This window comes from Plantactinospora sp. B5E13 (assembly GCF_039871775.1).
GTDB lineage: Bacteria > Actinomycetota > Actinomycetes > Mycobacteriales > Micromonosporaceae > Plantactinospora.
The window spans coordinates 93,882-119,634 of record NZ_JBDPLT010000020.1 but is presented as its reverse complement, the minus strand read 5'-3'; the positions used below and the strand labels follow the sequence as shown (position 1 = coordinate 119,634).

Here is a 25,753-nt window from a genome sequence, read left to right as displayed (position 1 = left end):
ATCCAGCACCGGCACGGCGACCGGGATCAGCACGGTGATCCCGACCCAGCGCGGCCCGTCCTCGTACGGCGTCACGGTGGCCGCGGGTTCCTCAGGGTGGGGCTGCACCATTCCGGCGATCTGCCCGGAAAGCCCGGGCGGAAACCCGGCCCGGCGGCCCGGAGGATCAGCCGGCGGACGCGCGGAGCTGCGCGCTGATCCGGACCGTGGTGCCGGCCGGACCGCTGTCGACCGTCATCCCGTCGCTGGTCCGCTGGGCGATCCACAGCCCCATGCCACCGGCCGGCGACGGCGTCGGCGGCTCAGTGCGGTTCAGGTAGTCAGTCGCCGGGAAGCCGGCGCCCTGGTCCCGGACCTCACACATCAGCTGGTCGGTCTCCCAGAGCCGCAACTCGCCCCGACCGCCGCCGTGCCGGATCGCGTTGGTCATCACCTCGTTGACCGCGGTCACGAAGTCCAGCGCCTTTTCCGAGTCGAGCCCGCAGTCCCGGGCTGCGGCGTCCACGGCCCGGCGCACGTCGGAAAACCGCTCCACATCGAAGTACGCGACAACAAGTAATCGCCCAACCTCGGGTGGCGACGGCTTGTTGGAGGAATGCCCAGCCACGGCAGTCCCTTCCGGAGAAACGGCCCAGTGCTGTGATGGAAGGTACCCGAGACTCTGCGCCGAAACCCCGGTCACTTGTCGGCACCGCCGTGGAAGTTCGAGCGGCCCGGGAAGAATAAGACCCCGGCATCCCGCGTGCAAGGCCAATCCCGCCAAGTCCGACAACCCGGGCAGACCATGCCAACGAAACGGCGTATTGATCAGCACCGGCCCGGCATCCCACAGGCTACGCTTCACGGCGTGATCGAGGCAGACGGCGCCGGAGCCGACGAACGGCTCCGGCGGATAGAGGCGGTGACCGATTCGGCGCTGTCTCGGCTCGACGTCGACAGTCTCCTCGACGAACTTCTGGGCCGGGTCCGGAATCTCCTCTCGGTCGACACCGCCGCCATCCTGATGCTCGACGAACACACGCAGCACCTCGTGACCACCGCGACCAAGGGGATCGAGGAGGAGGTTCGGCCGGGATACCGAATACCACTCGATCACGGTCTGCCCGGACGCGTCGTCGAGCAGCGGCAGCCGATCATGGTTGAGCAGGTCGACCCCGCCGATTTACCGAGCCCGGTGCTCCGGGACAAGGGCATCCGGTCCATGCTCGGGGTGCCGATGATCGTCGGGACCGACCTGATCGGCGTACTCCACGTCGGGACCGTCAGTCCACGCCGATTCAGCCCGGACGACGTACGCGTGCTCCACCTGGTGGCCGACCGCGCCAGCCTGGCCAGTCAGGCCCGGGTCGGCAACATCGACCGGACCGCCGCGCTCGCCCTGCAGCGCAGCCTGCTTCCCACCCGCCTGCCCGAGGTGAGCGGCGTCGACATGGCCGCCCGGTACGTCCCCGGCCACCACACCGGCATCGGCGGCGACTGGTACGACGTCTTCACCCTGCCCTCGAAGTGGCTCGGCATCGTCATCGGCGACGTCTCCGGGCACGGGTTACGCGCCGCCGTGGTGATGGGACGGCTCCGCAGCGCGCTCCGCGCCTACGCCCTGGAGTGCAACGACCCGGCCGACGCGCTGACCCGCCTCGACCAGAAGATCCAGCACTTCGAAGCCGGCAACCTCGCCACCGTGCTGTACGCCATGGTCAGCCCGCACCGGGACGAGATTCACATTTCGCTGGCCGGGCATCTGCCGCCGATGCTCGCCGAGCCGAACGGTGACATCCGCCCCCTGGGCCTGCCGGTCGACCTGCCACTCGGCATCGGCCGCCCCCGCCAACGCTGCACCAGCGTTATCAACTTTCCGCAGAACGCGACCATGGTCGTCTACACCGACGGTCTCATCGAACGCCGCAACGAGCTGATCGATGTCGGATTCGACCGGCTCCGGGCCGCCATCCGCCCCGGAGCCGCCGAGGAGGTCTGCGCCACGATCATGACCGAGCTCGGCATCGAGCAGCCCGACGACGACGTCGCCCTGCTGACGCTCCGCCGCCGCGCCAAGGCCGAACGAGCGACGTCGGCAGCCTGACAGCCGCGCCCGACACGACCGGGCACACCCGCCAGACCCCGGATCCGGCTGGGATTCGCGCAGACCACCGATCCGCCGCCCCTCACCCGGCTGCCGCGCCGCAGTCCAGACGCCCGCCCTCGACGGCGGCAGCCCGGCGCCACCCGCTACAGCGGCGGCAGCCCGAGCGCCTCGTCCACCCGGTTCAGCGCGGTGCTGTCCTCCTCGCCGACACCCCGGAGCAGGTCGATCGCGGTCGCCCTGACCTGCCCGACGATCATGATCAGCGGCAGTGGCGGCCGGGGCTGTCGGGTCAGCAGCCGGCCTGCGGCGCGTACCGCCTCCAGCGCGGCGGCGTCGGTCTGTTCGGCGTACCCGTCGGCAAGCTCGTCCTGACCGCCAAGCTCGGCGGCGAGTGCCTCCCCGGCGGTACGGACCGCCTCGGTCAGCGAACCGAGTGCGACCAGCAGCTCCGGCGGGCTCTGCGCCGGCTGCCGGGTCAACGCCACCCCGGCCCGGGCCAGCACCCGGACGTTGCGTACCGCGTAGTCGATCTGCCGGGTCGACGCGTCCAGCGTGTGGACCCGGCCGAGATGGCGGCGCCGCCGTACGTGCAGACGCAGCGTCTCACCGGCGGCCTGGACGGCCGTGCGGAGCTGGTCGACAACGGCATCAAGCTGCCGGGCCCGCTCCAGCGCGGCCAGGGCGGCGCTCTCGTCCCCGCGCTCGAGTGCCTCGGTGATCTCGGTCAGCAGCTCCGCGATCGCGCCGAAGGTCCGACGCGACTCGGCGACCAGCGGCGCGAGCGGACGCCGGGCACCGACCAGTTGACTCGCCGCGAGCGCCACCACGCCGCCGATCAGCGCGTCGACGAACCGGAACGGGACGAGGCTGCCGCCCGGTGGCGGGACCACCACCAGGTACAACGCGGAGACCGTCGCCTGGACCATGGTGACGCTGCTGGCCCCGAACGCCGCGACCACTCCAATGGTCAGCAACACGACGACAAACACCGTCCAACTGCTCCGGCCGAGGCCCTGGACGACCAGGTCCGCGACGAGCACCCCGGCCGCGACGCCGAGGACCACCTCGACCGCACGGCGGATCCGCTGGCCCCGGGCCTGACCCAGCACGATCAGCGCGGCGGCCGGCGCGAAGAACGGCTCGGGATGGTCGAGCACCGCGGTGGCGAGCGCCCAGGCCACGGTGGCCGCCACCGTGGCCTCGACCGCCGGGAGCCAGTTCTGGCGGAGCCGGTCGGCGACGAGCCGGAGCCAACCGATCCGGACCACCGCACCCTCACCACCCGAGACCGTCATCCGACCGACGATCAGGTGATCGCCATCAACGACGATAACCAGCAGGCCGGCCGGGCGGCCGGGCGGCCCGGACCGCCCGTTGCGGCCACCGCCCGGATCAGGCCGTCACCGCGTGTACGGCCTTGCGCAGCGCACCCGGTTCGCTCGGCTTACGCGGCGCGTCCTTCCGGAGTTCGATCATCCGTTCACCGATCTCCTGCAGCTTCCTGCGACCCAGCCCCTCCCGGACCTTCGGGAACCACTCGTCCTCCTCCTCTTCGATGTGGTGGGTCACGTTCTCGATCAGCACCGTCACCTTGGCGTCGAACCGCTCGTCGTCCGGGCTCATCGCGGCCAGTTCGGCGCAGAGCAGGTCGGCGACGTGGTGCTCCTCGTACGACTCCAGGACGTCGTCCTCCAGGTCGGGCAGGAGTTCCCGGGTCGCCGGGTACATGCACTCGTTCTCGATGTACGTGTGCACGGTGAGCGCCTCCAGGATCTGCTCGACCAGCTCACCCTTGCGCTTGGTGGCGTTCTCGCCGGCGTCCTGGAACTCCTTGAACAGCTTGCGGATCTCCTTGTGATCCTCTTTCAACAGCACGATGGCATCGGTGGACACTCGGGCCTCCTCGGTGGCTGGGACGGCCGCCCGGACGATCGGTGTCGGCGCACGCGCACGAACGGCACCACGGTGCCGACGACCTGACCGGCCTGACCGTGTCGGACGACCTGACCGTGTCGACGGCCTGCATGTCGTCGACGATGCTGGACCTGCTACCCGACGCCCGGATCACCGAAACCAGGAAGAATGCTGATCAACCGGGCCGAGGCCCAGCCCGTCGAGCGCCCGCCGGAACAGCGCCCCGGCCGGCTTGTACGCGCCGACCTCCTCGCTGGTCACGACGGCGCTGAAGGTGAGACCGTGGTGCGCAGAACGCGCCCGGGTCACCGACGCAGCCGACCTCCGCCATCACCGTGGCCAGGCTCCGGGTCGCGCGTTCGGCCAGGGTGTGAAGCTGTGCCCCGGCCGCGAAAGCGCTCGCGGAGTACCCGGTAGCCGGGCTACCGACCGATCGCCAGCGGGCGGGCGGCGGTCCACTCGTACATCCGCCGGTCCCGGTGGTATTCGAGCAGCTCGATCTGGTCGAGGGTGACCGTCACCGGTTCGGTCACGACCCGGTCCAGCGCCTCCGCGATCGGCGCCGCCGGCTGATCCCGGTTCGAGTACGCGATGCTGACGTGCGGCCGGAACCCTGACGCACCCTCGACCGCCCGTTCGACCCGCTCCTCGCCGAGTGCCTCGCCGATCGCGGCCCGCACCGCGGTCCGTACCTCGGTCACCGGCTCGGCCGGGGTCGCCAGGAGGTAGATCGCCTCGCCCCGGACGGTCGGCCGGTGGAAGGTGACGACCGGGGCGGGCACCTCCGCCAACCGCTTGCCGACGTTGTGGACGAGCCGGTCGATCGACTCGGCCGCCAGGTCGTCCATGAAGCCGACACCCTGGGTCGTCAGGTGCAGCCAGTGCTGCGGAATGAGATCGAGACCGGCGAAGTCACGGATCGCCTCCTGGTAGCGCGCGACCAGTCGTACCAGCTCGGCGTGCCGGCCCATGTCGAAGTGACAGGCGTAGTAGTGCCGGCCCACCCGCCAGCCCGGCCGCCACCACCAGTGGTCCCGCATGGCGTCGACATCTGACACGTTCTCTCCTCCGATCCGTCCGTCCACGATCGACCCGTCCATGATCCCGCCGGTCCGGCCGGCGCGCCCGGGCCGGGGGTTTCGAAGGGTAGCCGCAGGCCCCCGGTATCGTCGGCCGACGTGACCGGCGCTCTCCACTCGCACTGCTCGTACTGCGGCACGACGTACCCGGGTGGGGCCGGCTGGCCCCGGTCCTGCGCGAGCTGCGGTCAGACCACCTGGCGTAACCCGTCGCCGGTGGCGGTGGCGATCCTGCCGGTCCGGGTCGGCCCGGGGCGGACCGGTGTGGTGGTGCAGCGCCGGGACATCGAGCCGGGCCGCGGGCTGCTCGCGCTCCCCGGTGGTTTCATCGAGTACGGCGAGGACTGGCGGGACGCCCTGGTCCGGGAACTCCGTGAGGAGACCGGTCTGCTCGGCGAGGCATCGGCGGTACGGCTGTTCGACGTGCACAGCGCCCCGTCCGGCGGCACCATCCTGATCTTCGGAACACTGCCGGAACAGGACGTCGCCTCGCTGCCGGTCTCCACACCGACCGCCGAGTCCACCGAGTGGCTCGTCCTCACCGAGCCGACCGAACTCGCCTTCTCCACCCACACCGAGGTGCTGGCCAGATACCTCGGGCAGCACGGCTCGACCGGCCCGGCGTGAATGTCAGGGCACAGCGGGAGCGACGGGGGGCAGCGGGAGCGACGGTGACGGTCACCCCGGTCACCCGGACCGCCCGGATCGGGCTGGCCGCCGTACTCATCGGTGGGCTGCTCGGTCCGGCGGGTGGCTGCGCGCGGGGTTGCACCGAGACGGCCCTGCAGGTCTGGCCGGTCCAGGTGCAACGGCTCGACGCGCCGCTCACGGTCAACGCCCGGCTCAGCGCGGCCGGCGAGCCGCTCAGCGGGGTCGCGGTGAAGCTGGCCGTCACCGTGGTCGGCCCGGACCACGCGGCCGGCGAGGCGCTGTTCCACGCCACCACCGACGCCGACGGTCTGGCGACGGTGACCCGGCCGGAGGGCGTCGCCGGGCTGTCCGCGGCGGGTCAGCGGGTGACCGGGTACGCCGCGCACTTCCAGCCGTTGAACAAGGTCGACGGGACCGCGTACTGCTGGTCCGGGGCGAGCGCGCCGATCAGCTGCCCTGGCGACGGAGGTCCCGGACAGTGCCCGGCCGGCCGGGACGGTGCCGCTCCCGACGGGTGAGCCGGGCCGGGCGGCTACGGTCGGTGCCCGGCGTGGATGGCCCGTACGGTGTCGATGGTGTCCGCCTCGGCGGCGGTCTTGTCGTGGCGGTAGCGGACCACCCGGGCGAAGCGCAGCGCCATCCCGCCCGGGTAGCGCGGACTGGTCTGCACCCCGTCGAAGGCGATCTCCACCACCTGTTCGGGGCGGACCCGGACCATCCAGTCGCCCCGCTCGACGGCGAGTTCCTGGAAGCGTTCGGTCTGCCAGCGCAGCAGTTCGTCGGTGAGCCCCTTGAACGTCTTGCCGAGCATCACGAAACCGCCGTTGTCCGGGTCGCGGGCGCCCAGGTGCAGGTTCGACAGCCAGCCGGTACGCCGCCCGCTGCCCCACTCGACGGCGAGCACCACCAGGTCGAGGGTGTGCCGCGGCTTGACCTTGATCCACGCCGCCCCCCGCCGACCGGCGTCGTACGGCGCGTCCGGCGCCTTCACCACGATCCCCTCGTGGCCGGCGTCCAGGGCGGCGGCGAACGCCTCCGACGCCTGCTCGACGGAGTCGACCTCGCTACGCGGAATCAGGTGTGCCGGGGCGACCAGGCCGGCCAGGCTCGCCCAGCGCTGGTGTGTCGGCGCGTCGAGCAGATCCGTCCCGTCGAGGTGGAGCAGGTCGAAGAAGTACGGCGTCAGCAGTGTCGTACCGCTGGTGCTGGCGGCGGCGAGCACCGAGGGCGCGGCGGCCGGTGGCCGGTCCGGCGCGGGAATGGTCGCCGGGGACGGCCCGGACGTGCCGACCCGGGGCAGTTCGGAGATGTCGGTCGGCACCTCGCCGGAACTCCGGGCCGAGCCGGCTTCCGGCGAGTCGGCCGGTACGGCGCCGAAGCTGCGGGTGCCACCCGGATCACCGTCCGGGCCGTCGCCGCCCGGACCGTCGCCGTCGGCCCGGGGCGACTCGGCCTGAGGCGACTCGGCCCGGGCCAGGTCCGCCCGGACACCGCGCCGGGCACCCCGGGTCGCGGCCCGGCTCGCGGTCTCCTGGAACGGCCGGGGCCGCCCGGACGGGTCGAGCGCGATCGCCTCACCGTCGAGCACCAGCTCCCGGGCGGGCAGGGCGCGGACCGCCGCGACCACCTCCGGCACCCGCGGGGTGATCTCGTCGAGGCTGCGGGTGAAGACGGCGATGTCGTCGCCGGAGCGGTGCACCTGGATCCGGATGCCGTCCAGTTTGACGTCGACGACCGCCGGTAGCCCGATCGTGGACAGGGCCTCCTCGACCGACGTGGCGCTCTGCGCGAGCATCGGGGAGAGCGGACGGCCGACCTGCAACGCGAACCCGGCCAGCGCACCGGGTCCGCCGGTGAGCGCGGCCACCGCCACCGTCTTGACGTCGCCGGCGAGCAGCAGCGCGCGGCGGACCATCGGCGGCGGCACCTCGGCGGCCCGGGCGATCGCCTCGACCAGCAGCCCCGCCTGGGCGCCCTGCCGCAGCTCACCGCTGAACAACCCGAGCAGCATCCGACGCTCCTCGACGGTGGCGGCGGCGAACAGCCCGCCGAGCAGCTCGCGGCGCCGGGCCTGGGAACCCGGGCCCCGTACCTCGGCCAGCGCGCCGACGGCGGCGTCGACAGCCGCGACGGTCAGGGTCGGCTGCTCGGCCGGGGGCGGCAACTCACGCAGGCTGGCGTAGCCGACGCCGGTCTGTCGTTGCCGCAGCTCACCGGCGAGGTACGCCGCTCCGGCGGCGATCTCGTCCGGCCCGAGTTGGCGCAGTGCCCCGGCGATCAGGTCGACCTTGGCCCGCCGGGCCGAGGTCGCGGCGACAGCGGCGGAGGCGGCGGCCAGGTCAACGAAGCGCACGACTCCATCCTGGCAGCCGGCACCGACACAACCGGCCGAGCCGCGCGAAGAACGGCCTGCCGATCCACCGGCGCTCCCGGCCGCGCTAGGCGGAGATCGACTCCTCGATCCGCAGCCCCCGGGCCCGTACGCCGTCGGCAACCCGGGCCAACGCGGCGTCGAGCGCACAGAGAACGGTGGACAGTTCGCCGAGCCGCTCACGGAGCGTCTCCTCGGACCACGCGGAGACGTCGACGTCCCGCAGCGCACTGACCGCGGCGTCGAGCCGCGCGATCGCCTCGTTCGTACTCATGTTCGAGAGCTTACCGTCCGGGCGGGCACCGCGGGCGCTTTCTCCGGTTTCTCCCACGGGTCGTCAGGGCTGGGCGTCATCGGCTATCTTGCGCTTATCGTCACCCCGTCCCCCGGTCCCCTCGGCCGCCGTCGACCGGAGTCACCAACACGGACCCGCACGACTCCGATCCGACCAACCGCGACACCTCCGCGCCGGCGCCACGATCCGCCGGCGACCGGTGGCCCGCCGGGCGGCGTGGCCAGCAGAGAGAAGGACACGACAGAGCCATGCATCCCGCCACCCGTCAGATCCGCAACCGGGTGGGCGCGGGCGCCGCGGCGACCCTCACGGCACTCGCCCTCACCGCCGTCTCCCCACCGGCGTACGCCGCCGAGCCTGAACAGCCCACTCTCTGGGTGACCGGCACCGTCTCCCCCTACATCCACGAGTCCGGCGTCACGATCGGGCTCAACCTCGCCAACCAGGGCAAGGGGGCGGCCACCGACGTCACCGTCCGGTACAACGGCGACCAGCTCACCGACGACGTCCTCGTCTCGTTGACCGACACCGCGGCGGGTTGTCAGCTCACCGGAAAGAGCGTCCTCTGCGAGCATCGCGACCTGGCGCCCGGTCAGGTCGACCTGGTCGAGCAGATCATCCTCACCAGCCGCCCCGACGCCCGCCCGGGCACCGGCGGCGCCATGAGCGTCACCCTCGCCGGCACCGGCCCCGACGGCACCCCGGCGAGCATCATGTTCCCCCTCGACGTCGAGATCCTGCCCGACCCGGATCTGGTGGTCGCCGCCGAGGACGTGGGCTCGGACGACGACCGGGTCGGCGCCGGCGACACCCGCCCGCTGCGCGCCGTGGTGGTGAACCGGGGGATCACCGAGGCGCAGAACGTCCGGGTGAAGGCCACGCTGCCGGTCGGCGCCACCTTCGCCGAGCGGTACGAGGAGTGTGTCTACGAGGGCGACCGGCCCGGTACGCCCCCCGCCGGGTACGTCTACGACGCGACCAGCGTGACCTGTGTGCTGCCGTTGACCCTCCAGCCCGGTGACGGTCTGGTGCTCGCCGACGAGGAGACCGACGAGGCCCTGTTCAACGCGACCTTCGGCAGGAACCTGCCCGGACCGACCCGGCACTCCGGCTCGTTCGAGGTCGACGAGGACGACCAGTCGCCGCTGCCTGGAGCCCGGTCGCGGGCCGCGCCGGACGGGTCGTCGTCGGCACCGCCGGCTGATCCGGCCCAGACCGCGCCGGCCCAGAGCACGCCGGCACAGCCCGCGCCGTCCCGGACCGCGCCGGACGGGCAGACCTCGCGGCTGGCCGAGCGGGTCACCGTGCTCCGGGCTGCCGACGCCAGAACCGCCCGCGCCGCCCGCGACCCGTGGCCGGACAACGTCAACGACCTCAAGCCGGCCGCCGAGTTCACCATCTGGTCCAAGGCCAACACCTACGACTTCGCCGTCGCGGTGCCCTCGCTGACCGGCGCGGTGGGCGACACGGTCGAGGTGGCGTACACGATCACCAACCGTGGACCGTCCGACGGCAGCGCCTCGTGGCGGATCGTCGCACCGAGCGGCACCGTACTGCTGCCGAGCGAGTGGTGCGAGTTCCGCGACGACCAGGGCCGCCCGGCCACCGAACTCTCCGCGGTGGAGTGCGGCGCCAAAGACGACTGGCCGGCCGAGGCGTCCGGCAGCGGCACGGTCTCCGCCACCGTCCGCGTGAAGATCAAGTCGGAGCCGGGCACCAACGGCACGATCACGGTACGTCCCCACGGACACTCGACGGAGACCAGCACCAGCAACAACACCGCGCGAATCGTGATCAACAAGCCGGGCGGTGGCGGCGGGGAACTGCCGATCACCGGCGCCCGGCCCGGCCCGACCGGGGCGCTCGGTGCCAGCGCGGTGCTGCTCGGTGTGCTGCTCCTCCTGCTGGTCCGGCGCCGCCGGGTCGCCTCCGAGGAATAGCCCGACCGACCGACGACAGTCCGACGGCAGGGGCGGGACCGGCACCCCCGGTCCCGCCCCTGCCGCGTCAACAAGCCGGGCCGACAACCGGTCATGCCGCAGCGGCCGAACCCGGGGCCGCCGGTCCCGTCCGGTCAGCGGGTGGCGGCCACCTCGGCGACCTTGGCCAGCAGCAGCGCCTCAGCCAGGCAGACCCGGGCGAACTCCCCCAGGTGCAGGCTCTCGTTCGGCCCGTGTGCCCGGGCGTACGGATCCTCCACCCCGGTCACCAGGATCGCGGCCTCCGGAAACATCTCCTGGAACGTGGCGATGAACGGAATCGAGCCACCGACGCCGATGTCGACCGGGTCGACCCCGTCCCAGGCGGTCCGGAAGGCGTCCCGGGCCGCGTCGAACATCGGGCCGGACGCGTCGATCACACACGGCTCCCCGTCGTGCTCCAGGGTCACCGTCACCGAGGCGCCGAACGGGGCATGCTGGCGGAGGTGCTCGGTCAGCGCCTCGTACGCCCTCGCGGCGTTGTCACCCGGCGCGAGCCGTACGCTGAGTTTCGCCTTCGCCGCCGGCACCAGCGCGTTCGCCGCCTCCCCGGTCGGCGGCGCGTCCAGTCCGATCACCGAGATCGCCGGCTTGTTCCAGAACCGGTCGGTGAGCCGGCCGGTGCCGATGAACGACACCCCGTCGAGCATCCCCGCCTCGGCCCGCAGCCGCTCCTCGGGGTAGTCGACCGTGGCGCCGGGTGCGCTGACCAGACCCTGCACCGCCACGTCCCCGGCGGAGTCGTGCAGGGTCGCCAACAGCCGGCAGAGCGTGGTGAGCGCGTCCGGCACCGCGCCGCCGAACATCCCGCTGTGGATCGCCTGGCCGAGGGTCTTGACCTCGACGAAGCAGTTGACGATCCCGCGCAGCGACGTCGTCAGGGCCGGTACGCCGATGTCCCAGTTACCGGAGTCGGCGATCACGATCACGTCGGCGGCGATCTCGTCACGGTGCTCGACGAGCAGCCGCTCCAGCGAGTCGGAGCCGTACTCCTCTTCTCCCTCGATGAACAGCACCACGCCGACCGGCAACGCGTCGCCGAAGGCCCGGAGGGCGGCGACGTGCGCCATCACGCCGGCCTTGTCGTCCGCCGCACCCCGGCCGTAGAGCCGGCCGTCCCGCTCGACCGGCTCGAACGGCTCGCTCTGCCACAGCGACAGGTCACCGACCGGCTGTACGTCGTGGTGCGCGTACAGCATCACCGTCGGCGCGCCGGGCGGCGCCGGCCTCCTACCGATCACCGCCGGCTGCCCGTTGCCGGACCGCACCACCTGTACGTCGAGGCCACAACCGCGCAGCAGTTCGGCGACCGCCTCGGCGGAGCGCTCGACGTGGGAGTGGTCGAAACCGTCGAAGGCGATGCCGGGGATCCGGACCAGACGCTCCAGATCCGCCCGTACGCCGGGCAGCTCGCGTTCGATCGCGGCACGAAGTTCGGATTCGGTACGGGTAGCTTCGCTCATGTTCATGATCGTAGGCGCCGCGACCAGGCTGACAACGAGCCGGACCGGAAACCGGCCGGTCATCCCCGGTCGGGACACCGGCGCGTCACGATTCCCGCGGCGGGTCGGCCCGGTCGGCGTCCGGGGAGGCCGGACCGGCACCCGTGTCGCTCCGGCCGGTCCGGCGGGCCCGACCGGCGGCCCGGGTCGCCGCGTCACCCGCCGCGCCCATCCAGGAGCGGGCCCGGGCGGCGCCACCACCGGCCCACTCACCAAGGTCGCTCGCGCCGTCACCGAGTCGGCGGAGCAGCCCGACCAGGGGGTCCTGCGAGCGCCCGAACGCCTCCCGGTACGACTCCGCCGCCGCCTTGATCTCGGCGGAGACCGACGTCAGGTCGTCGTCCGCGCGTCGCGGATATTCTCCGTCGAGCATCCGGGCGTACTCGCCGGAGTCGATCCACCGCCGCAGGTCCGCGGCCCGGGCCACCGGAACCGGATGGGTGCTCCACGCGGTCATCCGGATCTTGTGCAGGCTGTCCCGCAGGTCGCCACCGCCGTCGTACTCGGTGGCCTGCTCAAGAAAGGCGGTGGTGTCGATCTGACTCAGGTCGCCACCGCCGGCCAGCTTCATCAGCAGTCGCAGCGCGGCCGCCGGGTCCTGCCCGGCGAGCAGCCCGGCCCGGTCCCCGGAGAGCTCCGCCTTGCGCCACCACTCCAGCATTGCGGCGATGATGCCCCGCAGCGCCAGGGCACCCACCGGCAGCCAGCTCAGGTTGGCCGCCCACCGGGTGAGAATGCTCAGGATCGTCTTGTAGACGGCGTGCCCGCTGCCGACGTGGCCGAGTTCGTGACCGAGCAGGCACCGCAGTTCGTCGTCGTCGAACTGCTGAACACACGCCGAACTGACGACGACGAACGGCCGGTCGAGCCCGATCGCCTCGGCGCTGAGCCACGGCGACTGCGTGACAAAAAGCTCCGGTAGTACGGTCACGTCCAGTGCCGTGCCGGCCTCCGCGAACAGGCGGTGGACGCGGGGATACTGCCGATGGTCCACCCGGATGGCGGCGGCCAGGTAGGAGAGGCGGAACGCCCGCTCGTTCCACATGCCGAAGAACGCCTTGACCACGTCGTCGAAGCCCCGCAACTCGCGCAGCGCGGTCAACGCCCCACGATCGGCCGGATGCTCCCACGCTCGGGAACTGATCCCGGTGAGCGTGACCCGCCGTCGGGCCGGGGCGCCACCCGTACTGTCTGTGGTCATCGGGGCCCCCGCTCGCCGTGGGTCGGACTGTTCTGCCGATCGTCCCGCAGGCTCCCGGATCCGTCCATGGGTAGGCGTTGATTGATCCGACGTCGACCGGGACGTGTGCTCAGCGCAGCCGGACGAACCGGTCGGCGGCGTCGGGTGTCGGGGCGACGGCACCGTCCACCACCAGGTCGGCCCGCTCGACGGTCCGGTCCGCCGCGAAGTGGGCCCGCTCCCCCGCCCACCAACGGGTGAGCTGTGGAAGCAGCGCCGCGCCGTCCCGGGCCACCGCGCGGTCGCGGCGCAGTCCGGCCGGCGCGGTGACCAGAATCGCGTACGTCAGTTCGGCGGCGACGGCGGCGCGGGCGCTGGAGACGCCTTCCAGGATCACCACCGGTACGGGTGGCACCGGGATCCAGGATTCGCCGAACTGCCCGGCCGTCCAGTCGTACCGCCGATAGCGGGCGGGACGGCCGGACCGTAGCGGCGCCAGTATCCATTCCTCGAGTCGGGGCCAGAAGGTGAACTGGTCCGTCCAGCCGTCGAGCAGGTCGTCGGTGTGCAGCACCGACACCGGATCCGGCGGTTCGTTTGCGGTCCTCGGCTCGACCAGGGGCCGGAGCGCGGCGGCCAACCGCTCGGCGAAGGTACTCTTTCCCGCCCCGCTCGGGCCGTCGACCGCGACCAGTCGGGTACGCCCGAGCCGCGCCGGCCGGTCGAGAATCCGCACGGCCAGTTCGGCGTACGACTCGACTGCGCCGCTCATCCGGACGACGTCCGGCCAACCGCCGACCCGGGCGGACGCGGCTCAACCGCCACCTCGGCCGACGTCGGGTCGGCGCTCGATCGGGGCGCGGGCGCGTCGGCGCTCGATCGGGGCGCAGGCGCGTCGGAGACGAAGGCGGGTGTGGCCGGTGCGCCGGGCGGCACGAACGGAAGTCCGCCGGGCGCGCCCTGCTCGATGAGCCGCCACAGGGCCGTGGTGTCGAGATGTTCCTCCACCAGGTCGCCGAGCAGGTCGAGGGTTCGTTCCCGGGCGGCCGCGAAGGAGGTGTCCGGGGCGACCTGGAACCCGTGTCGGTTGGCGAGCCGGGCCGCCTCGGCGAGGAACCGTCGACGAAACTCGTCGGAGGAGAACGTGCCGTGCCAGTGGGTGCCGAAGACGGTGCCGGCGACCGCACCCTCCGTCCGGCCGTCCGAGTGGTGCAGCAGGGGCGACAGGGCCGGGTCGGCGGCGGAGACGTACCCGTGGTGGATCTCGTAGCCGCGTACCGGCACCGGACCGAACGGGGTGCCCGCCGTGCCCGCCGTGCCCGCCGACCGGGCCACGGTCTTGCGAGCACCGAAGGTGATCTCGATGGGCAGCAGGCCGAGGCCGGGAACCTGACCGCGCCCGCTCTCCACCTCGTCGGTGATGGTGCGGGCCAGCATCTGGAAGCCGCCGCAGATTCCGAGCAGCGGCCGTCCGGCGGCGACGTGTGCCCGTACGGCCTCGGCCAGTCCGGTCCGGCGCAGCCAGTCCAGGTCCGCCACGGTCGACTTGCTGCCTGGCAGTACGACCAGGTCGGCGGCGGCGATCTCGGCCGGTTCGACGGTCAGTCGGACCCGGACGCCCGGCTCGGTGGCGAGCGCCTCCACGTCGGTGGCGTTCGAGATCCGGGGCAGTCGGAGCACCGCCACGTCCAGCCATTCGCTGCCGCGCGGCGGGGCCGGCCGCCCCAGCACCTGTCCGTAGGCGAGCGAGTCCTCGGCGTCCAGCCACAGGTCGACGTGCCACGGCAGCACCCCGTACGTCGGCCGTCCGGTGAGCTGGGTCAGCATCTCCAGGCCGGGGCGGAGCAGGCCGAGGTCCCCCCGGAACTTGTTGATCACATATCCGGCGACGAGCGCCTGGTCGGCGGCGTCGAGTAACGCGAGTGTGCCGAACATCGAGGCGAAGACGCCGCCCCGGTCGATGTCACCGACCACGATCGTCGGCAGTCGGGCGTGCCGGGCCAGCCCCATGTTGGTGTAGTCGGCGTCCCGCAGGTTGATCTCGGCAGGGCTGCCGGCTCCCTCGCAGACCACCACGTCGTACTCGGTGCGCAGCTCGGTCAGAGCCGCGAAGGCCGCTTCGGCGAGCCGGGGCCGCAGGGACCGGAAGTTGTCGGCGGTGATCGTGTCGACCGCCTCGCCGAGCAGGATCACCTGGCTCGACCGGTCACTGCCCGGTTTGAGCAGCACCGGGTTGAACCGCAGGTCCGCCGGAACGCCACACGCGGCGGCCTGCATCGCCTGCGCCCGGCCGATCTCACCGGCGCGGCCGTCGGGCCCGATCACCACCGCCGAGTTGTTGGACATGTTCTGGGCCTTGAACGGTGCAACCGCGACACCCTGGCGGTGCAGCCATCGGCAGATGCCGGCGGTCAGCACGCTCTTACCGGCGTCGGAGGTCGTTCCCGCGACCAGCAGACCGCCGCTCACGGACGCCCGGCATCAGACGGGCCGGCCGACGGACGCCGACGTACGGCCGACAGCCGGCCGAGGAGCCGACGGGTGGCGGCCCGCCGGGGCCGGCTGGTCACCGCGTACGTCACCGCGAGGCCGAGCGCGGCGAGCCCCACACCGCTGGAGAGCCTGGCCGCCCGGTCGATGTGCCGGGCCTCCGGCCGGGGCCCGTCACCGAGGAACGGTCGGACCTCGGAGCGTCCGAAGTAGACGTTGCGACCGCCGAGCCGGACTCCGAGCGATCCGGCCATCGCCGCCTCGCACTGCCCGGCATTGGGGCTGGGATGGTCTCGCCGGTCCCGACGCCAGATCCGCCAGGCCCGGGTGCGGTCGCCCCGGACCAGTGGTGCGGCGGCGATGGTGAGCAGGCCGGTGAGCCGGGACGGCAGCAGGTTGAGCACGTCGTCGAGCCGGGCGGCGGCGGTGCCGAACCGCTCGTACCGGGGTGAGCGGTGCCCCACCATCGCGTCCAGGGTGTTCGCCGCCCGGTAGCCGACCAGCCCCGGCAGCCCGGCCACCGCACCCCAGAACAGCGGTGCGACGACGGCGTCGGAGGTGTTCTCGGCGACCGACTCGACGGTGGCCCGGGCGAGTTCGGACTCGTCCAGCGCGGAGGGGTCCCGCCCACAGAGGTGGTTGAGCCGGCGTCGGGCGGCCGGCAGGTCGGCCGTTCCCAGCGCCTGGCTCATCGCCGCCGCCTCGCGCCGCAGCGTCCGGCCGCCGAGCACGGTCCACGTGCCGGCCGCGACCAGCGCCGCTCTCGCCAGCGGGCGGTTGCGGGTCGCGAGCGCGGCGGCCCCACCGAGCAGCACCGGTACGCCGACCGCCAACGCGGTGTAGCCGACCCCGGCCGACCGGTCGGGCCGGTAGAGGCGCCGTTCCAGCGCGCCGGCCAGTCGCCCGAATCCGGCTACCGGATGGCCGCGCCGTGGATCGCCGATCAACGCGTCCAGGGCGTAACCGACGGCGAGCCCGGCGGCGTTGGCCGCCCCGTCGCTCATCCAGGTCGGCGCCGGCGAGCCCGGACGGCGAGTCACCGACCGCACACTGACGATCTTCGGCCGCATGTGACCACCTCCGCGCGGAAGCCTAGTGGCCGGCCTTCGGCGCCTGTTTGGGCGAGTCCGGGGGAACGTCCCGGCTCACCCACCGGCCCGAGGAATCCGCCCAGCGGCCCGAGGAGCCCACCCACCAGCCCGGACAACCCGCCAACCGCCCCCAGAGACTCGCCAACCGCCCGGAGAGCTCGTCCAGCGGCCGGGAGAGCGAGCCGGGCCACAACCTCTCGGTCGCCGCACCGGATAGGGTCGCGAACTGACCTGCGGCCGTGGCCGCAGCCCCGGACCGACGGGGCAGACAGGAACATACCGACACAAGCTTGCCAACAGGAGGCGAAAGTGCTGGTCATCGAGGTGGTCGTCGGCGGGAGACCCGGATGACCAGCACCACATCGGTCGCGGTATCGGCGCCCAGTCTGACGCCCACCGGCCCGACGCTGGTCAACCCGTTGAACCGGCTGCCGTCGCTGACCGGTCTGCGCTGGATCGCCGCGATGCTGGTTTTCGGTTTCCACATCGGGACCATGCGGATTGTCGCCGAGCCGGACTACCGCCACATCATCGACTGGGTGTTCACTCTCGGCCTCTCCGGTGTGCAGTTCTTTTTCATCCTCAGCGGATTTGTGCTCGTCTGGTCGGCCCGCCCCGGGGACACGAAACGGGCGTTCTGGCGTCGCCGGATCGCGAAGATCTTTCCCAACCATGTGGTGACCTGGGCTGCGGTGATCGGGCTCATGCTTTACTGGGCGGACCCGATCAACCTGAAAGCCGCCTTCGCGAACCTGTTCCTGCTGCAGGCCTGGCTCCCCCTCGACGGTTACTTCTACAGCATCAACAACGTCAGCTGGTCGATCTCGTGCGAGATGTTCTTCTATCTCTGCCTGCCGTTCGTACTGCCGCTGCTCCGCCGCACCCCGCCGTGGGTGCTCTACGGCGTCGTGATCGGCATGCCGCTGCTCATCCTGGCGATGTGGCCGGGCCAGCAGTTGGTGCCGGAGGAGAACCGCTGGTGGTTCACCCAGATCTTCCCCATCGTGCGATCCTTCGAGTTCTGGATCGGGGTGGCCGCCGCTGAACTGATGCTGCGCGGGAAGTGGCGTGGCCCGAACCTGCTGCTCTCCACCGGCGTGTTCGTGCTGATCTGGGTCGCCTGCATGGAGTGGATCCGCGCCGAACTGTGGACCACCGTGCTGGCCCTCGGATACATCCTGGTAATCACCAGCGCAGCGGCCGCCGACACCCAGGGCCGATGGTCCCCGTTGCGGTCCCGGCCGATGCGCTGGCTCGGCGAGGTCTCGTTCGCGTTCTATCTGGTACATGTCTTCCTGATCAAGGCCATACTCCGTTTCGCCGGCCACCCCGGCGGCTTCACCGGTTGGCGAGGCCCGGTTGTCGCGATCCTGATGCTCCTGGCCAGCCTGGTCGCCGCGGCATTGTTGTTCCGCTTCGTCGAAACGCCGATGATGCGGGTGCTCGGCCCCCGACGACGGCGGTCCGGCCCCGGCGGCGCGCCGCCGGGATTGATCCAGCAGCAACGACGCCGTCTGCCTGACTCCGGACCGACAGGCGGTCCCGAGACGACGAGCGGATTGGTGGGAGGCAGGCCAGCGCTCAGCTGACCTGCCTCCCACCCTGGGTCGGCCGAAGCGGCGGTGGGGAGGCGGCCACCGCCGACAACTCAGCCGACCGGCCTCAGTCGGCGCGAATTGCGGCAGGTCTCAGGCGGGCACCGGGACCCGACCCCGGCCACGGCGGCCACGGCCGCCAACGCCCGCATCGCCACCCTGCGGGCCGGCGTCGGTACCGCCAGGCTCCCGCCCACCACCGTCGGGTCCCGGGCCGTCCTGCTCGCCACCGGCGGGACCGTGGCCGTCCCGACCGCCACCGTCGAGTTCGTCGACCGTCGCGGCGACATCCTGCTCACCACCGTCGAAGCCGGCGACATCCTGCTCACCACCGTCGAACCCATCGACCGTCGCGGCGACACCCACGGCCGGCTCCCGATCCAGATCGCCGAGGTCGTGCCGGTCGACGTTGATGTCACCCGACGAGATCGTGACGGTCCCGAAGCCCTGGCCCGGGCCCGCGTCCTGACCGGCCACCGTCCCGAAGAACTGGCCCGGCGTGACCGACAGGCCACGATCTGCGCCGTCGGGAAACTCCCCGTCGGCGTAGTCACGGTCGTCGTCGAAGGGCCGGTCATCGGGCAGCACCGGCGCCTCGTCGGCCGGCACCGGCTCGGCAACCTCGCCGTGCACCCGGGACTGCGCCTCGGCGTCCTCCAGCGTCGACGTCGCGGCGGTCGGGCGGTTGCGAGCGAACCGTCCCCGCCCCCGGGACAGGTCGTGGCCGACCGCCGCCGCCTCCAACTCGTACATGGTGCGGTGGTTGCCGGCGTCGTCGATCCAGTCCCGGGTGTACATCCGGCCGACCACGATGATCGGGTCACCCACCATCACGGAGGAGGCCACGCCCTCGGCGAGCTTCCGCCAGCAGTTGACCCGTACCCGAAGGCTGTTGCCGTCGACCCAGCGTCCGCTCTCCCGGTCGAGCCGGCGGGCGGTCGAGGCCACCTTGAAGTTGGCCACCAGGGTGCCGGTCTGGCTGGTACGCCGCCACTCCGGCGCGGTCAGCACGTTGCCGACAATGGTGACATTGGTATCGAACATCGCCCCTCCACAGGGTTCAGGTGGTTACCGTCCGAGCCGACTCGACCGACAGCCTGGCCGCCCCGGCACCACCGCGGCCACCACCACCGCCGGCCCTGTGGACAACCCGGCCCTCTGTGGAAAAGAACCTGATCAAGCTTTCTCCTGCTATGGCGAAGTAGCGTCAGAGCGTGCAGCCGGACCTGCTCGGACCGCCCTACGAGCGGCAGACGATCGACCTCGGCCGGGACGCGGAGGGCCCGGTGGTGGCGACTCTGGTCCGCCGCCCGACAGAGCGGCCGAGCCACCGGGCGGTGCTCTACGTGCACGGGTTCGTGGACTACTTCTTCCAGACCCACCTGGCCGACTTCTTCGTCGCGCACGGCTGGCACTTCTACGCACTCGACCTGCGCAAACACGGACGTAGCCTGCTTCCGCACCAGACCCCGAACTTCTGCCACGACCTGACCGAGTACTTTCCCGAGCTCGACGCGGCGGTCCGGCTCATCCGGGACAGCGACGGCAACCGCACCCTGCTGCTCAACGGCCACTCGACCGGCGGCCTGATCGCCGCGCTCTGGGCACACGCCCGGCGCGACACCGGGTACGTGAACGGACTGCTCCTGAACAGCCCGTTCTTCGACCTCAATCTGCCCGGGCTGATCCGTCGGCCGGTCCTGGACGCGATGCTCCGGCTGGCCCGGCGGACGCCGTACCGGACCATCCCGTTCGGGCTCTCCGAGGTGTACGGCAGCAGCCTGCACGCCGCACACCAGGGCGAGTGGACCTACAACCTCGACTGGAAGCCGCTGGCCGGATTTCCGTTGCGGGTCGGCTGGCTGGCGGCGATCCGACGGGGCCAGCGACAGCTGCACGCCGGCCTGGACATCCCGGTGCCGGTCATGGTCGCCTCCTGCACCGCCAGCTTCCAGGGACGGGTCTGGCACGACTCGGCGACGGCCGCCGACGCCGTACTCGACGTCACGCACATCGCGCGGTGGGCGCCGAAGCTGGGACCGCACGTCACCCTGCTCCGGGTCGACGGCGCCCTGCACGACCTCACCCTGTCCGCGCCGGCGGTCCGGCAGCGGGTCTTCACCGAGCTGGCCCGCTGGGTCTGCGCCTACGTCGCGCCGAACGACGGGTCGACGAACGCTCCGGCCAGTCCGTCGGGCCCGCCTCACCGGACCGCTGTCGCGGCACCCGGTACCGCTCCGACCCCTGCGCCCGGTCCACCTCCGGGTCCGCCGACGGATCCGGATCGGGCGACGGCGGCTCCCGCCGGTCCGGCGGCCCCCAGGGCCCCGGGTCCGACATCGCCGACTCGGACTCCGCCGGCAGGTACGTCGACCAGCCGTCCCGCCACACCAGCAGGTCCCGACTGAGCAGGTGCTGGTCACCGGCGAAGAAGATCCGGTCCACCGCCCGCCGTACCTTGGCCAGTCCAGGCCGCGACTCCGACCCGGTGAAGATCACGACGTCCCGGGCCGGCACACCGACCACCAGCTCCCCCGGCACCGACCGGCTCAGCCCGGCCCAGACCTCGTCGGCGAGCAGCACGCTGGACTCCAGCCCGCCGAAGGAGAGCATCGGGGCGGGCGGCTGCCCCTCGATCCGGAGCTTGGGCAGGAGTCGGTGGAGATTGTCCAGCGCCACCCGTCGCAGCGTCCGCGGGCCGAGTTCGAGCTGCTCAAGATCAGCCCAGGCGACGAACCGGCTGCCGTACGGCGGCCCGTACGAGTAGGCGACAACCAGCTCCGGACCGAAATCCTCGAGCAGGTGTTCTGTACCGAGCCGGGGGTCCTCGACCGACGCCAGCAGCGGCAGAAACATCGTGCTCGTCAACTGCACGCCTGGAAACCTAGTATGTGCAGGCCGGAACGTCACGCCCTCGTCCTACCGGTGTTCCTCGACAGCGGTAGCCTGCTGGGGCACGCACCACCTCCCGCCACGCGCCCGTAGCTCAGCGGATAGAGCAGCTGCCTTCTAAGCAGTTGGTCGCAGGTTCGAATCCTGCCGGGCGCGCCAGCACGACGGCGCAGATCCGTTACACGTCGTTCTCCGTGAAGAGTGACAGTTGGTCGGCTCGCTATCCGAGCCGAACAATCACGCTAAGTAACTTGTGTGTCGCCTATCGCTGAAACAGACGGTCCCCGATTCTGATCGAGACGCGCGGTCGGCGGCCGCGAGAAGGCCGGGTGCCGGCTCTCTCGGCGCCACGATGCGAAAACACCCCGATGCCGGGCGGCGTCGCGAGGGAGCGAGGAGTCAGCGGGCGGGCAGCGGCTCGGACGTCGGCCGCCATTCCCGCCTGATCAGCCCGTAGACCCACGAGTCAGAGACCTCGCCGTTCACGATGCAGTCTTCTCGCAGCGTCCCTTCACGCACGAACCCGAGCTTCTCCAGCACGCGGGCAGACGCCACGTTTCGGGTATCGGCCTCAGCCTGGACGCGATTCAGGTCCAGCGTGTCGAATCCCCACCGCAGCACCGCACGCGCGGCCTCCGTCGCGTAGCCGTGGCCCCACACCCCATCGTCGAAGCAGCAGCCCAGCGATGCACTGCGGTAGTCCGGATTCCACCGGTTCAGGCTGCACCAGCCGATGAACGCCCCGTCGGAGTCGCGATCCACGGCCAGCCTCGCCCCGGTGCCCGCCTCCGCCATCTGCCGGCACGCCGCGACGAACCGCTCGGCGCGCACGCGTTCGTTCCACGGTGGCGAGTCCCAGTAGCGCAGCACGTAGGCGTTGCTGTGCAACGCGAAGAGATCGTCTGCATCCGTGTCGTCGAAGGGACGCAGGGTAAGGCGAACGGTGTGCAGCGTGGGGGTGGGCAGCGACATGGGCGACACGTTCCCTCCGGTGCCTGGCGGCTGATCAACCAGACCCCCGGTGCCGGCCACGCGCAACCGGTTTTCCGGCGGAGCGGGCGGGCGCGCAAGCACCGCGGCGCACCTCAGGGCCGGTCCAGGCCGCCGGGCCCCGACTCCCTTACCGCGCCGCCGGCCCGGCTACCGTGGCCGTATGGCCAACCCGACCCGCTGGGCGACCGACACCGGCCCGGAGCACTCGCAGTGGTACGTCGACCGGTTCCGCAGGCTCGCCGCCGAGGGCGCGGATCTGGCCGGCGAGGCCCGCCTGGTGGACACCCTGGTCCAACCCGGGTCGCGGATCCTCGACGCTGGCAGCGGCACCGGCCGGGTCGGCGCCGCACTGGTCGAGCGCGGGCACACCGTGATCGGGGTGGACGCCGACCCCGTGCTGGTGGAGGCCGCCCGCGCCGATCACCCCGGCCTGCGTTCGCTGGTCGCCGACCTGGCCGAGTTGGACCTGCCGGCGATGGGTGAGGTCGAGCCGTTCGACGCCGCCGTGCTCGCCGGCAACGTTCTCGCGTTCGTCGCGGTCGGCACCGAGCCGGAGGTGCTGCGCCGGATCGCCGGACACCTGCGCCCCGACGGCGTCCTGGCCGTGGGCTTCGGCACCGAACGCGGCTACCCGCTGACCGCGTTCGACGCCGACGCGGCCGCCGCCGGGCTGCGCCTGGAACACCGCTTCGCCACCTGGGACCTGCGCCCGTGGCGTGACGACGCGCCCTTCGCGGTCAGCGTCCTTCGCCGCCCGGCCGACTGATCCCAGTCAACCGGGGCGGCGACGGCCCACGGGTGGCCGGAGCCACGGTCGCATGATCGGCGTCGCGCTAGATCTCCTCGACCGGGCGGGAGCCGACGATGGCGGCGTAGACCTCGTCGTACAGCTCGTCGTCGACATCCAGTTGCCGCTCCGCGTCGAGATGGTAGGCCGACCGGGTGAAACACTCGTTGACGACGGCGACCATCTGCTCGACGCTGTGGAACTCCACGCTCGGCGGCGCGAACTCCGGCATGATCGTGACCACGACCGGCTCGCTGCTGTCGGACCAGGCCGCCGCGTACAGGTCCGAGCTGCCGTTCTGCAGCAGTGGTACCCAGTTCCCGGCGAGAAGTGGGCTGTCCTCGTCATGGTGGGCTGCCTTGATCCCGGCGACGTCCCGCAGCTCGACAGGCCAGAAGCCGGGGATCGTCCAGCAGTCACCGATCGTCTGTCCCGGCGCGTAGTCGACGCCGTCGCACCATTGGAACCATTCGAGCACCGTACGCGGAGTCGTCGCACCGAGCACTGCCTCGATCTCGGCCCGACTCCTGCCCGGTTTCAGGACCGGAGCGACCGGGGCACCGAGGCGGACAAGCCAGTCCCGCCACTGCGCCAGCTGATCAGTGAGCGTCACCGGAGCATGGTGGCACACCGGATCCGCCACCCCAGGGCTCCGTCGGCCTGAGCTGGGCAGCATCCGGGACGCGGACGCGAGCACGCGTACTCGCTGGGTGGCGCGGGACGCGACCGGCGCCGGCCGCACGGTCAGTCGCGGGTCGACCGGCCCCGGTCCGGGACCCGACGCGGATCCACCGGATCCGACCGGATCGTCGCGGTCGACTCCGTACGGACCTGCGGCGCGACCGTCACGGCGGGCAGGCTCACCCGACCCACGGCCGGCAGGGTCAGCCGGCTGGCAGCCAGGTCGACGTCGACCGTGGCGTCCCGGTCGTCGACGTTGGTGAACTCCGGGTCGGACTGCCCGAGCACCAGCCCGAGCGAGTGCCCGGCCGGCACCACCGCCTCGTACGCGTCGAGCGGAATGTCGACGGTGTACCAGCGGCCCGGACGCAGGGGTGTGGTGAACCGCAGCGAGGTGTGGTGCGCCGCGTCCAGCCATCCCCTGGTCAGCACCGCGTGGTCGCCGGTCGCGGTGATCTCGGCGGTGTCCCGGTAACAGCCGTCGTCGGTGGGGCTGGCCTCACCCCAGCACGACTCGGTGCTCAGCGTCCGTACGCCCTCCGAGGCGAAGTGGTTGATCCGGGTGGCGGTGCCGTAGTCAACCAGGCGGGCGGTGAGTTCCGTGGTGGGCCGGTCGACCCGGATCCGCAGCCGGACCGACGGGCTGCCGGAGATCCGCAGCGGGCCGGTCAGCGGGCCGGACAGGAAGGCGAGCCGTCCGGCCCGGGCGGTGTTCGGATCGGTGACCAGTTCGTCCTCGCCCAACGACTCGTCGGTGTAGGAGAAGACGGTGCCGGGGCGGGCACCCCGACCGCCGATGGTGCCGGTGGTGCCGTCACCGCCGCCGAGGGCGACCCGTACCGGCCGTGCTCCCCTGGCCGGCCAGTCCGGCTCGTCGCGCCAGACACCGGGACTGGTTTCGATGCTCGCCCTGTCCTCCCACTGGACACCGTTGCGCAGCCCCTGGAGCCAGTGGTCGAACCAGCGGTGCAGGGTCCGCACCCACTCCGCCCGGCGTACGTCGAACGGGTCCTCGTGACCGGTCTGGTGGATCCAGATCCGGCGCGGTACGCCCCGCTCGGCCAGCGCCTCCCACCAGAGCGCGAACTGGGAGGTCGGCACGTTCAGGTCGTTGATTCCGTGTACCATAAAAACGCTGGCCCGTACCCGGCCCGCCGCCGTCCGGTAGTCCCGCTCGGCCCAGTAGGCGTTGTAGTCGCCGGTCTCCTCGGCACTGTCCGCGCGCAGCCGGGCCAGGGTCGCCGCGCACGCCTCAGCCGGGCGTCCGTTCACGTACGAGTGCAGGTAGGCGGGGTAGTCGCTGGCCCGGAGCACGCCGTTGAAGCGTTGGTAGCCGTACCAGCTGGAGATGGCCGAGATCGGCACGATGGTGGCCAGCCCCGGCACGCCGGTCGCGGCGACCCCGTTGGCGACCGAGCCGTCCCAAGACTTGCCGATCATGCCGACCCTGCCGGTCGTCCAGCCGGTGGCCTGGACCGGGGTGCCGTCGGCGGTGAAGCCCCGGGCCCGGCCGTTCAGCCAGTCGATCACCGCTTTGGCGCCGGTGACCTCGGCCCGGCCGCCGACGTCCTCGCAACCGGTCGAGCGGCTGGTACCGCTGAGGTCAACCGCGGCGAAGGCGTAGCCACGGGGCACGAAGTAGTTGTCGTAGAAGAGCGGGAACGAGGTGATCAGCCCGTTGGCGTCGTACCGCTTGACCTCGCTCTCGTTGCCCCGACCGCAGCACTGGTAGTACGGCGAGGCATCCATGATCACCGGTACCCTGACGCCGGCCGCCGCCGCCTCCCGGGGACGTACCAGGTCGACGGCGATCCGGTCGCGGACGCCGTCGCCGTCGGAGTCCATCGGCGCCTCCACCCAGACGCTCTCCCGGATCGCCTCGGCGTAGGAGTAGACCGGAACGGTGCCGGTGCCGACGACATGCGGGACCGGCCGGGCGCCGTGTGCGGCGGCGGGAGCGGGCGCGACCGCGGTCACCGTGAGTACGGTGGCCGCCAGCACGGCAACGCCGACCATTCGGGCCGGGACCGATCTGGACGGTGGGGTGATCCGCATGGGCAGCCCTTCCCGAGGTGTCGGCCGTGGCCCACCCATTCCACCGCATCGATTCCCCGGCGTACAGAAATACCGTCGAGGGGATGATGGTGGCGGGATGATCGACGAGCCG

At 71.9% G+C, this 25,753-nt stretch carries 23 protein-coding genes, 1 tRNA gene and 1 pseudogene; 9 read left to right on the top strand and 16 right to left on the bottom strand.

Translation table 11 applies throughout. The annotated features are described in order from the left end of the window. Window positions 1–166 precede the first annotated feature (166 nt). Window positions 167–607 (bottom strand): ATP-binding protein, encoded by a 441-nt coding sequence (locus ABGB05_RS19735; RefSeq protein ID WP_347654900.1) that lies wholly within the window; start codon window positions 605–607, stop codon window positions 167–169. 240 nt (window positions 608–847) lie between these two features. Between ABGB05_RS19735 and ABGB05_RS19730 the strand changes: the two genes are divergently transcribed. Further along, on the top strand, window positions 848–2,083 hold the full coding sequence (locus ABGB05_RS19730; protein ID WP_347654899.1) for a GAF domain-containing SpoIIE family protein phosphatase: 1,236 nt from the start codon (window positions 848–850) through the stop codon (window positions 2,081–2,083). Window positions 2,084–2,229: 146 nt separating this feature from the next. Here the strand turns inward: ABGB05_RS19730 and ABGB05_RS19725 are convergent, their stop codons facing one another. The 4 genes from ABGB05_RS19725 to ABGB05_RS19710 form a co-directional block, all read right to left on the bottom strand. Beyond that, complete coding sequence (locus ABGB05_RS19725) at window positions 2,230–3,381, bottom strand: FUSC family protein (protein WP_347654898.1); 1,152 nt, start codon at window positions 3,379–3,381, stop codon at window positions 2,230–2,232. A gap of 97 nt (window positions 3,382–3,478) precedes the next feature. Then, complete coding sequence (locus tag ABGB05_RS19720; protein WP_347654897.1) at window positions 3,479–3,979, bottom strand: hemerythrin domain-containing protein; 501 nt, start codon at window positions 3,977–3,979, stop codon at window positions 3,479–3,481. 171 nt (window positions 3,980–4,150) lie between these two features. Then, window positions 4,151–4,309 carry a hypothetical protein gene (locus ABGB05_RS19715; protein ID WP_347654896.1) on the bottom strand — a complete coding sequence of 53 codons (159 nt, stop codon included), beginning with the start codon at window positions 4,307–4,309 and terminating at the stop codon, window positions 4,151–4,153. Between the two features lie 113 nt (window positions 4,310–4,422). Beyond that, window positions 4,423–5,058, bottom strand: coding sequence for a 2'-5' RNA ligase family protein (locus tag ABGB05_RS19710; RefSeq protein ID WP_347654895.1), 636 nt, complete (start codon window positions 5,056–5,058; stop codon window positions 4,423–4,425). A 120-nt stretch (window positions 5,059–5,178) separates the two neighbouring features. Between ABGB05_RS19710 and ABGB05_RS19705 the strand changes: the two genes are divergently transcribed. Both ABGB05_RS19705 and ABGB05_RS19700 read left to right on the top strand, forming a co-directional pair. Next, window positions 5,179–5,706, top strand: a complete 528-nt coding sequence (locus ABGB05_RS19705; RefSeq protein WP_347654894.1) for an NUDIX domain-containing protein — start codon at window positions 5,179–5,181, stop codon at window positions 5,704–5,706. Window positions 5,707–5,750: 44 nt separating this feature from the next. Continuing rightward, window positions 5,751–6,248: a hypothetical protein gene (locus tag ABGB05_RS19700; protein ID WP_347654893.1), complete on the top strand. Its 498-nt coding sequence runs from the start codon at window positions 5,751–5,753 to the stop codon at window positions 6,246–6,248. A gap of 14 nt (window positions 6,249–6,262) precedes the next feature. Here the strand turns inward: ABGB05_RS19700 and ABGB05_RS19695 are convergent, their stop codons facing one another. Together ABGB05_RS19695 and ABGB05_RS19690 are read right to left on the bottom strand one after the other, a co-directional pair. Continuing rightward, window positions 6,263–8,083, bottom strand: a complete 1,821-nt coding sequence (locus ABGB05_RS19695) for an ATP-dependent DNA ligase (protein WP_347654892.1) — start codon at window positions 8,081–8,083, stop codon at window positions 6,263–6,265. Window positions 8,084–8,168: 85 nt separating this feature from the next. Further along, window positions 8,169–8,375, bottom strand: coding sequence for a hypothetical protein (locus ABGB05_RS19690; RefSeq protein ID WP_347654891.1), 207 nt, complete (start codon window positions 8,373–8,375; stop codon window positions 8,169–8,171). Window positions 8,376–8,644: 269 nt separating this feature from the next. On the opposite strand from ABGB05_RS19690, the gene ABGB05_RS19685 reads away from it, so the two are divergent. Then, on the top strand, window positions 8,645–10,336 hold the full coding sequence (locus ABGB05_RS19685; protein ID WP_347654890.1) for a peptidase: 1,692 nt from the start codon (window positions 8,645–8,647) through the stop codon (window positions 10,334–10,336). Window positions 10,337–10,470: 134 nt separating this feature from the next. Here ABGB05_RS19685 and ABGB05_RS19680 read toward each other — a convergent pair whose 3' ends face one another. The 5 genes from ABGB05_RS19680 to ABGB05_RS19660 all read right to left on the bottom strand — a co-directional run bounded on the left by ABGB05_RS19680 (window position 10,471) and on the right by ABGB05_RS19660 (window position 16,551). Further along, complete coding sequence (locus ABGB05_RS19680; RefSeq protein ID WP_347654889.1) at window positions 10,471–11,838, bottom strand: dipeptidase; 1,368 nt, start codon at window positions 11,836–11,838, stop codon at window positions 10,471–10,473. Between the two features lie 85 nt (window positions 11,839–11,923). After that, entirely contained in the window at window positions 11,924–13,078 is a 1,155-nt protein-coding gene (locus ABGB05_RS19675; RefSeq protein WP_347654888.1) for a M48 family metallopeptidase, read from the bottom strand. Between the two features lie 109 nt (window positions 13,079–13,187). Further along, window positions 13,188–13,829: a hypothetical protein gene (locus ABGB05_RS19670; protein WP_347654887.1), complete on the bottom strand. Its 642-nt coding sequence runs from the start codon at window positions 13,827–13,829 to the stop codon at window positions 13,188–13,190. Further along, complete coding sequence (locus ABGB05_RS19665; RefSeq protein WP_347654886.1) at window positions 13,826–15,526, bottom strand: cobyric acid synthase; 1,701 nt, start codon at window positions 15,524–15,526, stop codon at window positions 13,826–13,828. Before ABGB05_RS19665 ends, ABGB05_RS19670 begins: the two co-directional genes overlap by 4 nt. Continuing rightward, the gene (locus tag ABGB05_RS19660) at window positions 15,523–16,551 is read right to left on the bottom strand and encodes a cobalamin biosynthesis protein (RefSeq protein WP_347654909.1); all 1,029 of its coding nucleotides are present in this window, start codon (window positions 16,549–16,551) and stop codon (window positions 15,523–15,525) included. Before ABGB05_RS19660 ends, ABGB05_RS19665 begins: the two co-directional genes overlap by 4 nt. 434 nt (window positions 16,552–16,985) lie before the next feature. On the opposite strand from ABGB05_RS19660, the gene ABGB05_RS19655 reads away from it, so the two are divergent. Next, on the top strand, window positions 16,986–18,227 hold the full coding sequence (locus ABGB05_RS19655; protein WP_347654885.1) for an acyltransferase: 1,242 nt from the start codon (window positions 16,986–16,988) through the stop codon (window positions 18,225–18,227). Window positions 18,228–18,326: 99 nt separating this feature from the next. On the opposite strand, the gene ABGB05_RS19650 is transcribed toward ABGB05_RS19655, so the two are convergent. Then, entirely contained in the window at window positions 18,327–19,277 is a 951-nt protein-coding gene (locus tag ABGB05_RS19650) for a single-stranded DNA-binding protein (protein ID WP_347654884.1), read from the bottom strand. Window positions 19,278–19,447: 170 nt separating this feature from the next. Here ABGB05_RS19650 and ABGB05_RS19645 point away from each other — a divergent pair. The 3 genes and pseudogenes from ABGB05_RS19645 to ABGB05_RS19635 all read left to right on the top strand — a co-directional run. After that, window positions 19,448–20,371: pseudogene (locus ABGB05_RS19645) on the top strand (alpha/beta hydrolase); the annotation flags it as partial. Between the two features lie 350 nt (window positions 20,372–20,721). Then, a complete protein-coding gene (locus ABGB05_RS19640) occupies window positions 20,722–21,000 on the top strand; it encodes a hypothetical protein (RefSeq protein ID WP_347654883.1) in 279 nt (92 codons plus the stop codon). Between the two features lie 208 nt (window positions 21,001–21,208). Beyond that, a tRNA-Arg gene (locus ABGB05_RS19635) sits at window positions 21,209–21,284 on the top strand. Window positions 21,285–21,524: 240 nt separating this feature from the next. Here ABGB05_RS19635 and ABGB05_RS19630 read toward each other — a convergent pair. After that, window positions 21,525–22,097, bottom strand: a complete 573-nt coding sequence (locus ABGB05_RS19630) for a GNAT family N-acetyltransferase (protein WP_347654882.1) — start codon at window positions 22,095–22,097, stop codon at window positions 21,525–21,527. Between the two features lie 181 nt (window positions 22,098–22,278). Between ABGB05_RS19630 and ABGB05_RS19625 the strand changes: the two genes are divergently transcribed. After that, window positions 22,279–22,884: a class I SAM-dependent methyltransferase gene (locus ABGB05_RS19625; protein WP_347654881.1), complete on the top strand. Its 606-nt coding sequence runs from the start codon at window positions 22,279–22,281 to the stop codon at window positions 22,882–22,884. 67 nt (window positions 22,885–22,951) lie between these two features. On the opposite strand, the gene ABGB05_RS19620 is transcribed toward ABGB05_RS19625, so the two are convergent. Then, a complete protein-coding gene (locus ABGB05_RS19620) occupies window positions 22,952–23,518 on the bottom strand; it encodes a hypothetical protein (RefSeq protein WP_347654880.1) in 567 nt (188 codons plus the stop codon). A gap of 131 nt (window positions 23,519–23,649) precedes the next feature. Then, a complete protein-coding gene (locus ABGB05_RS19615) occupies window positions 23,650–25,602 on the bottom strand; it encodes a Xaa-Pro dipeptidyl-peptidase (protein WP_347654879.1) in 1,953 nt (650 codons plus the stop codon). Between the last annotated feature and the right edge of the window lie 151 nt (window positions 25,603–25,753).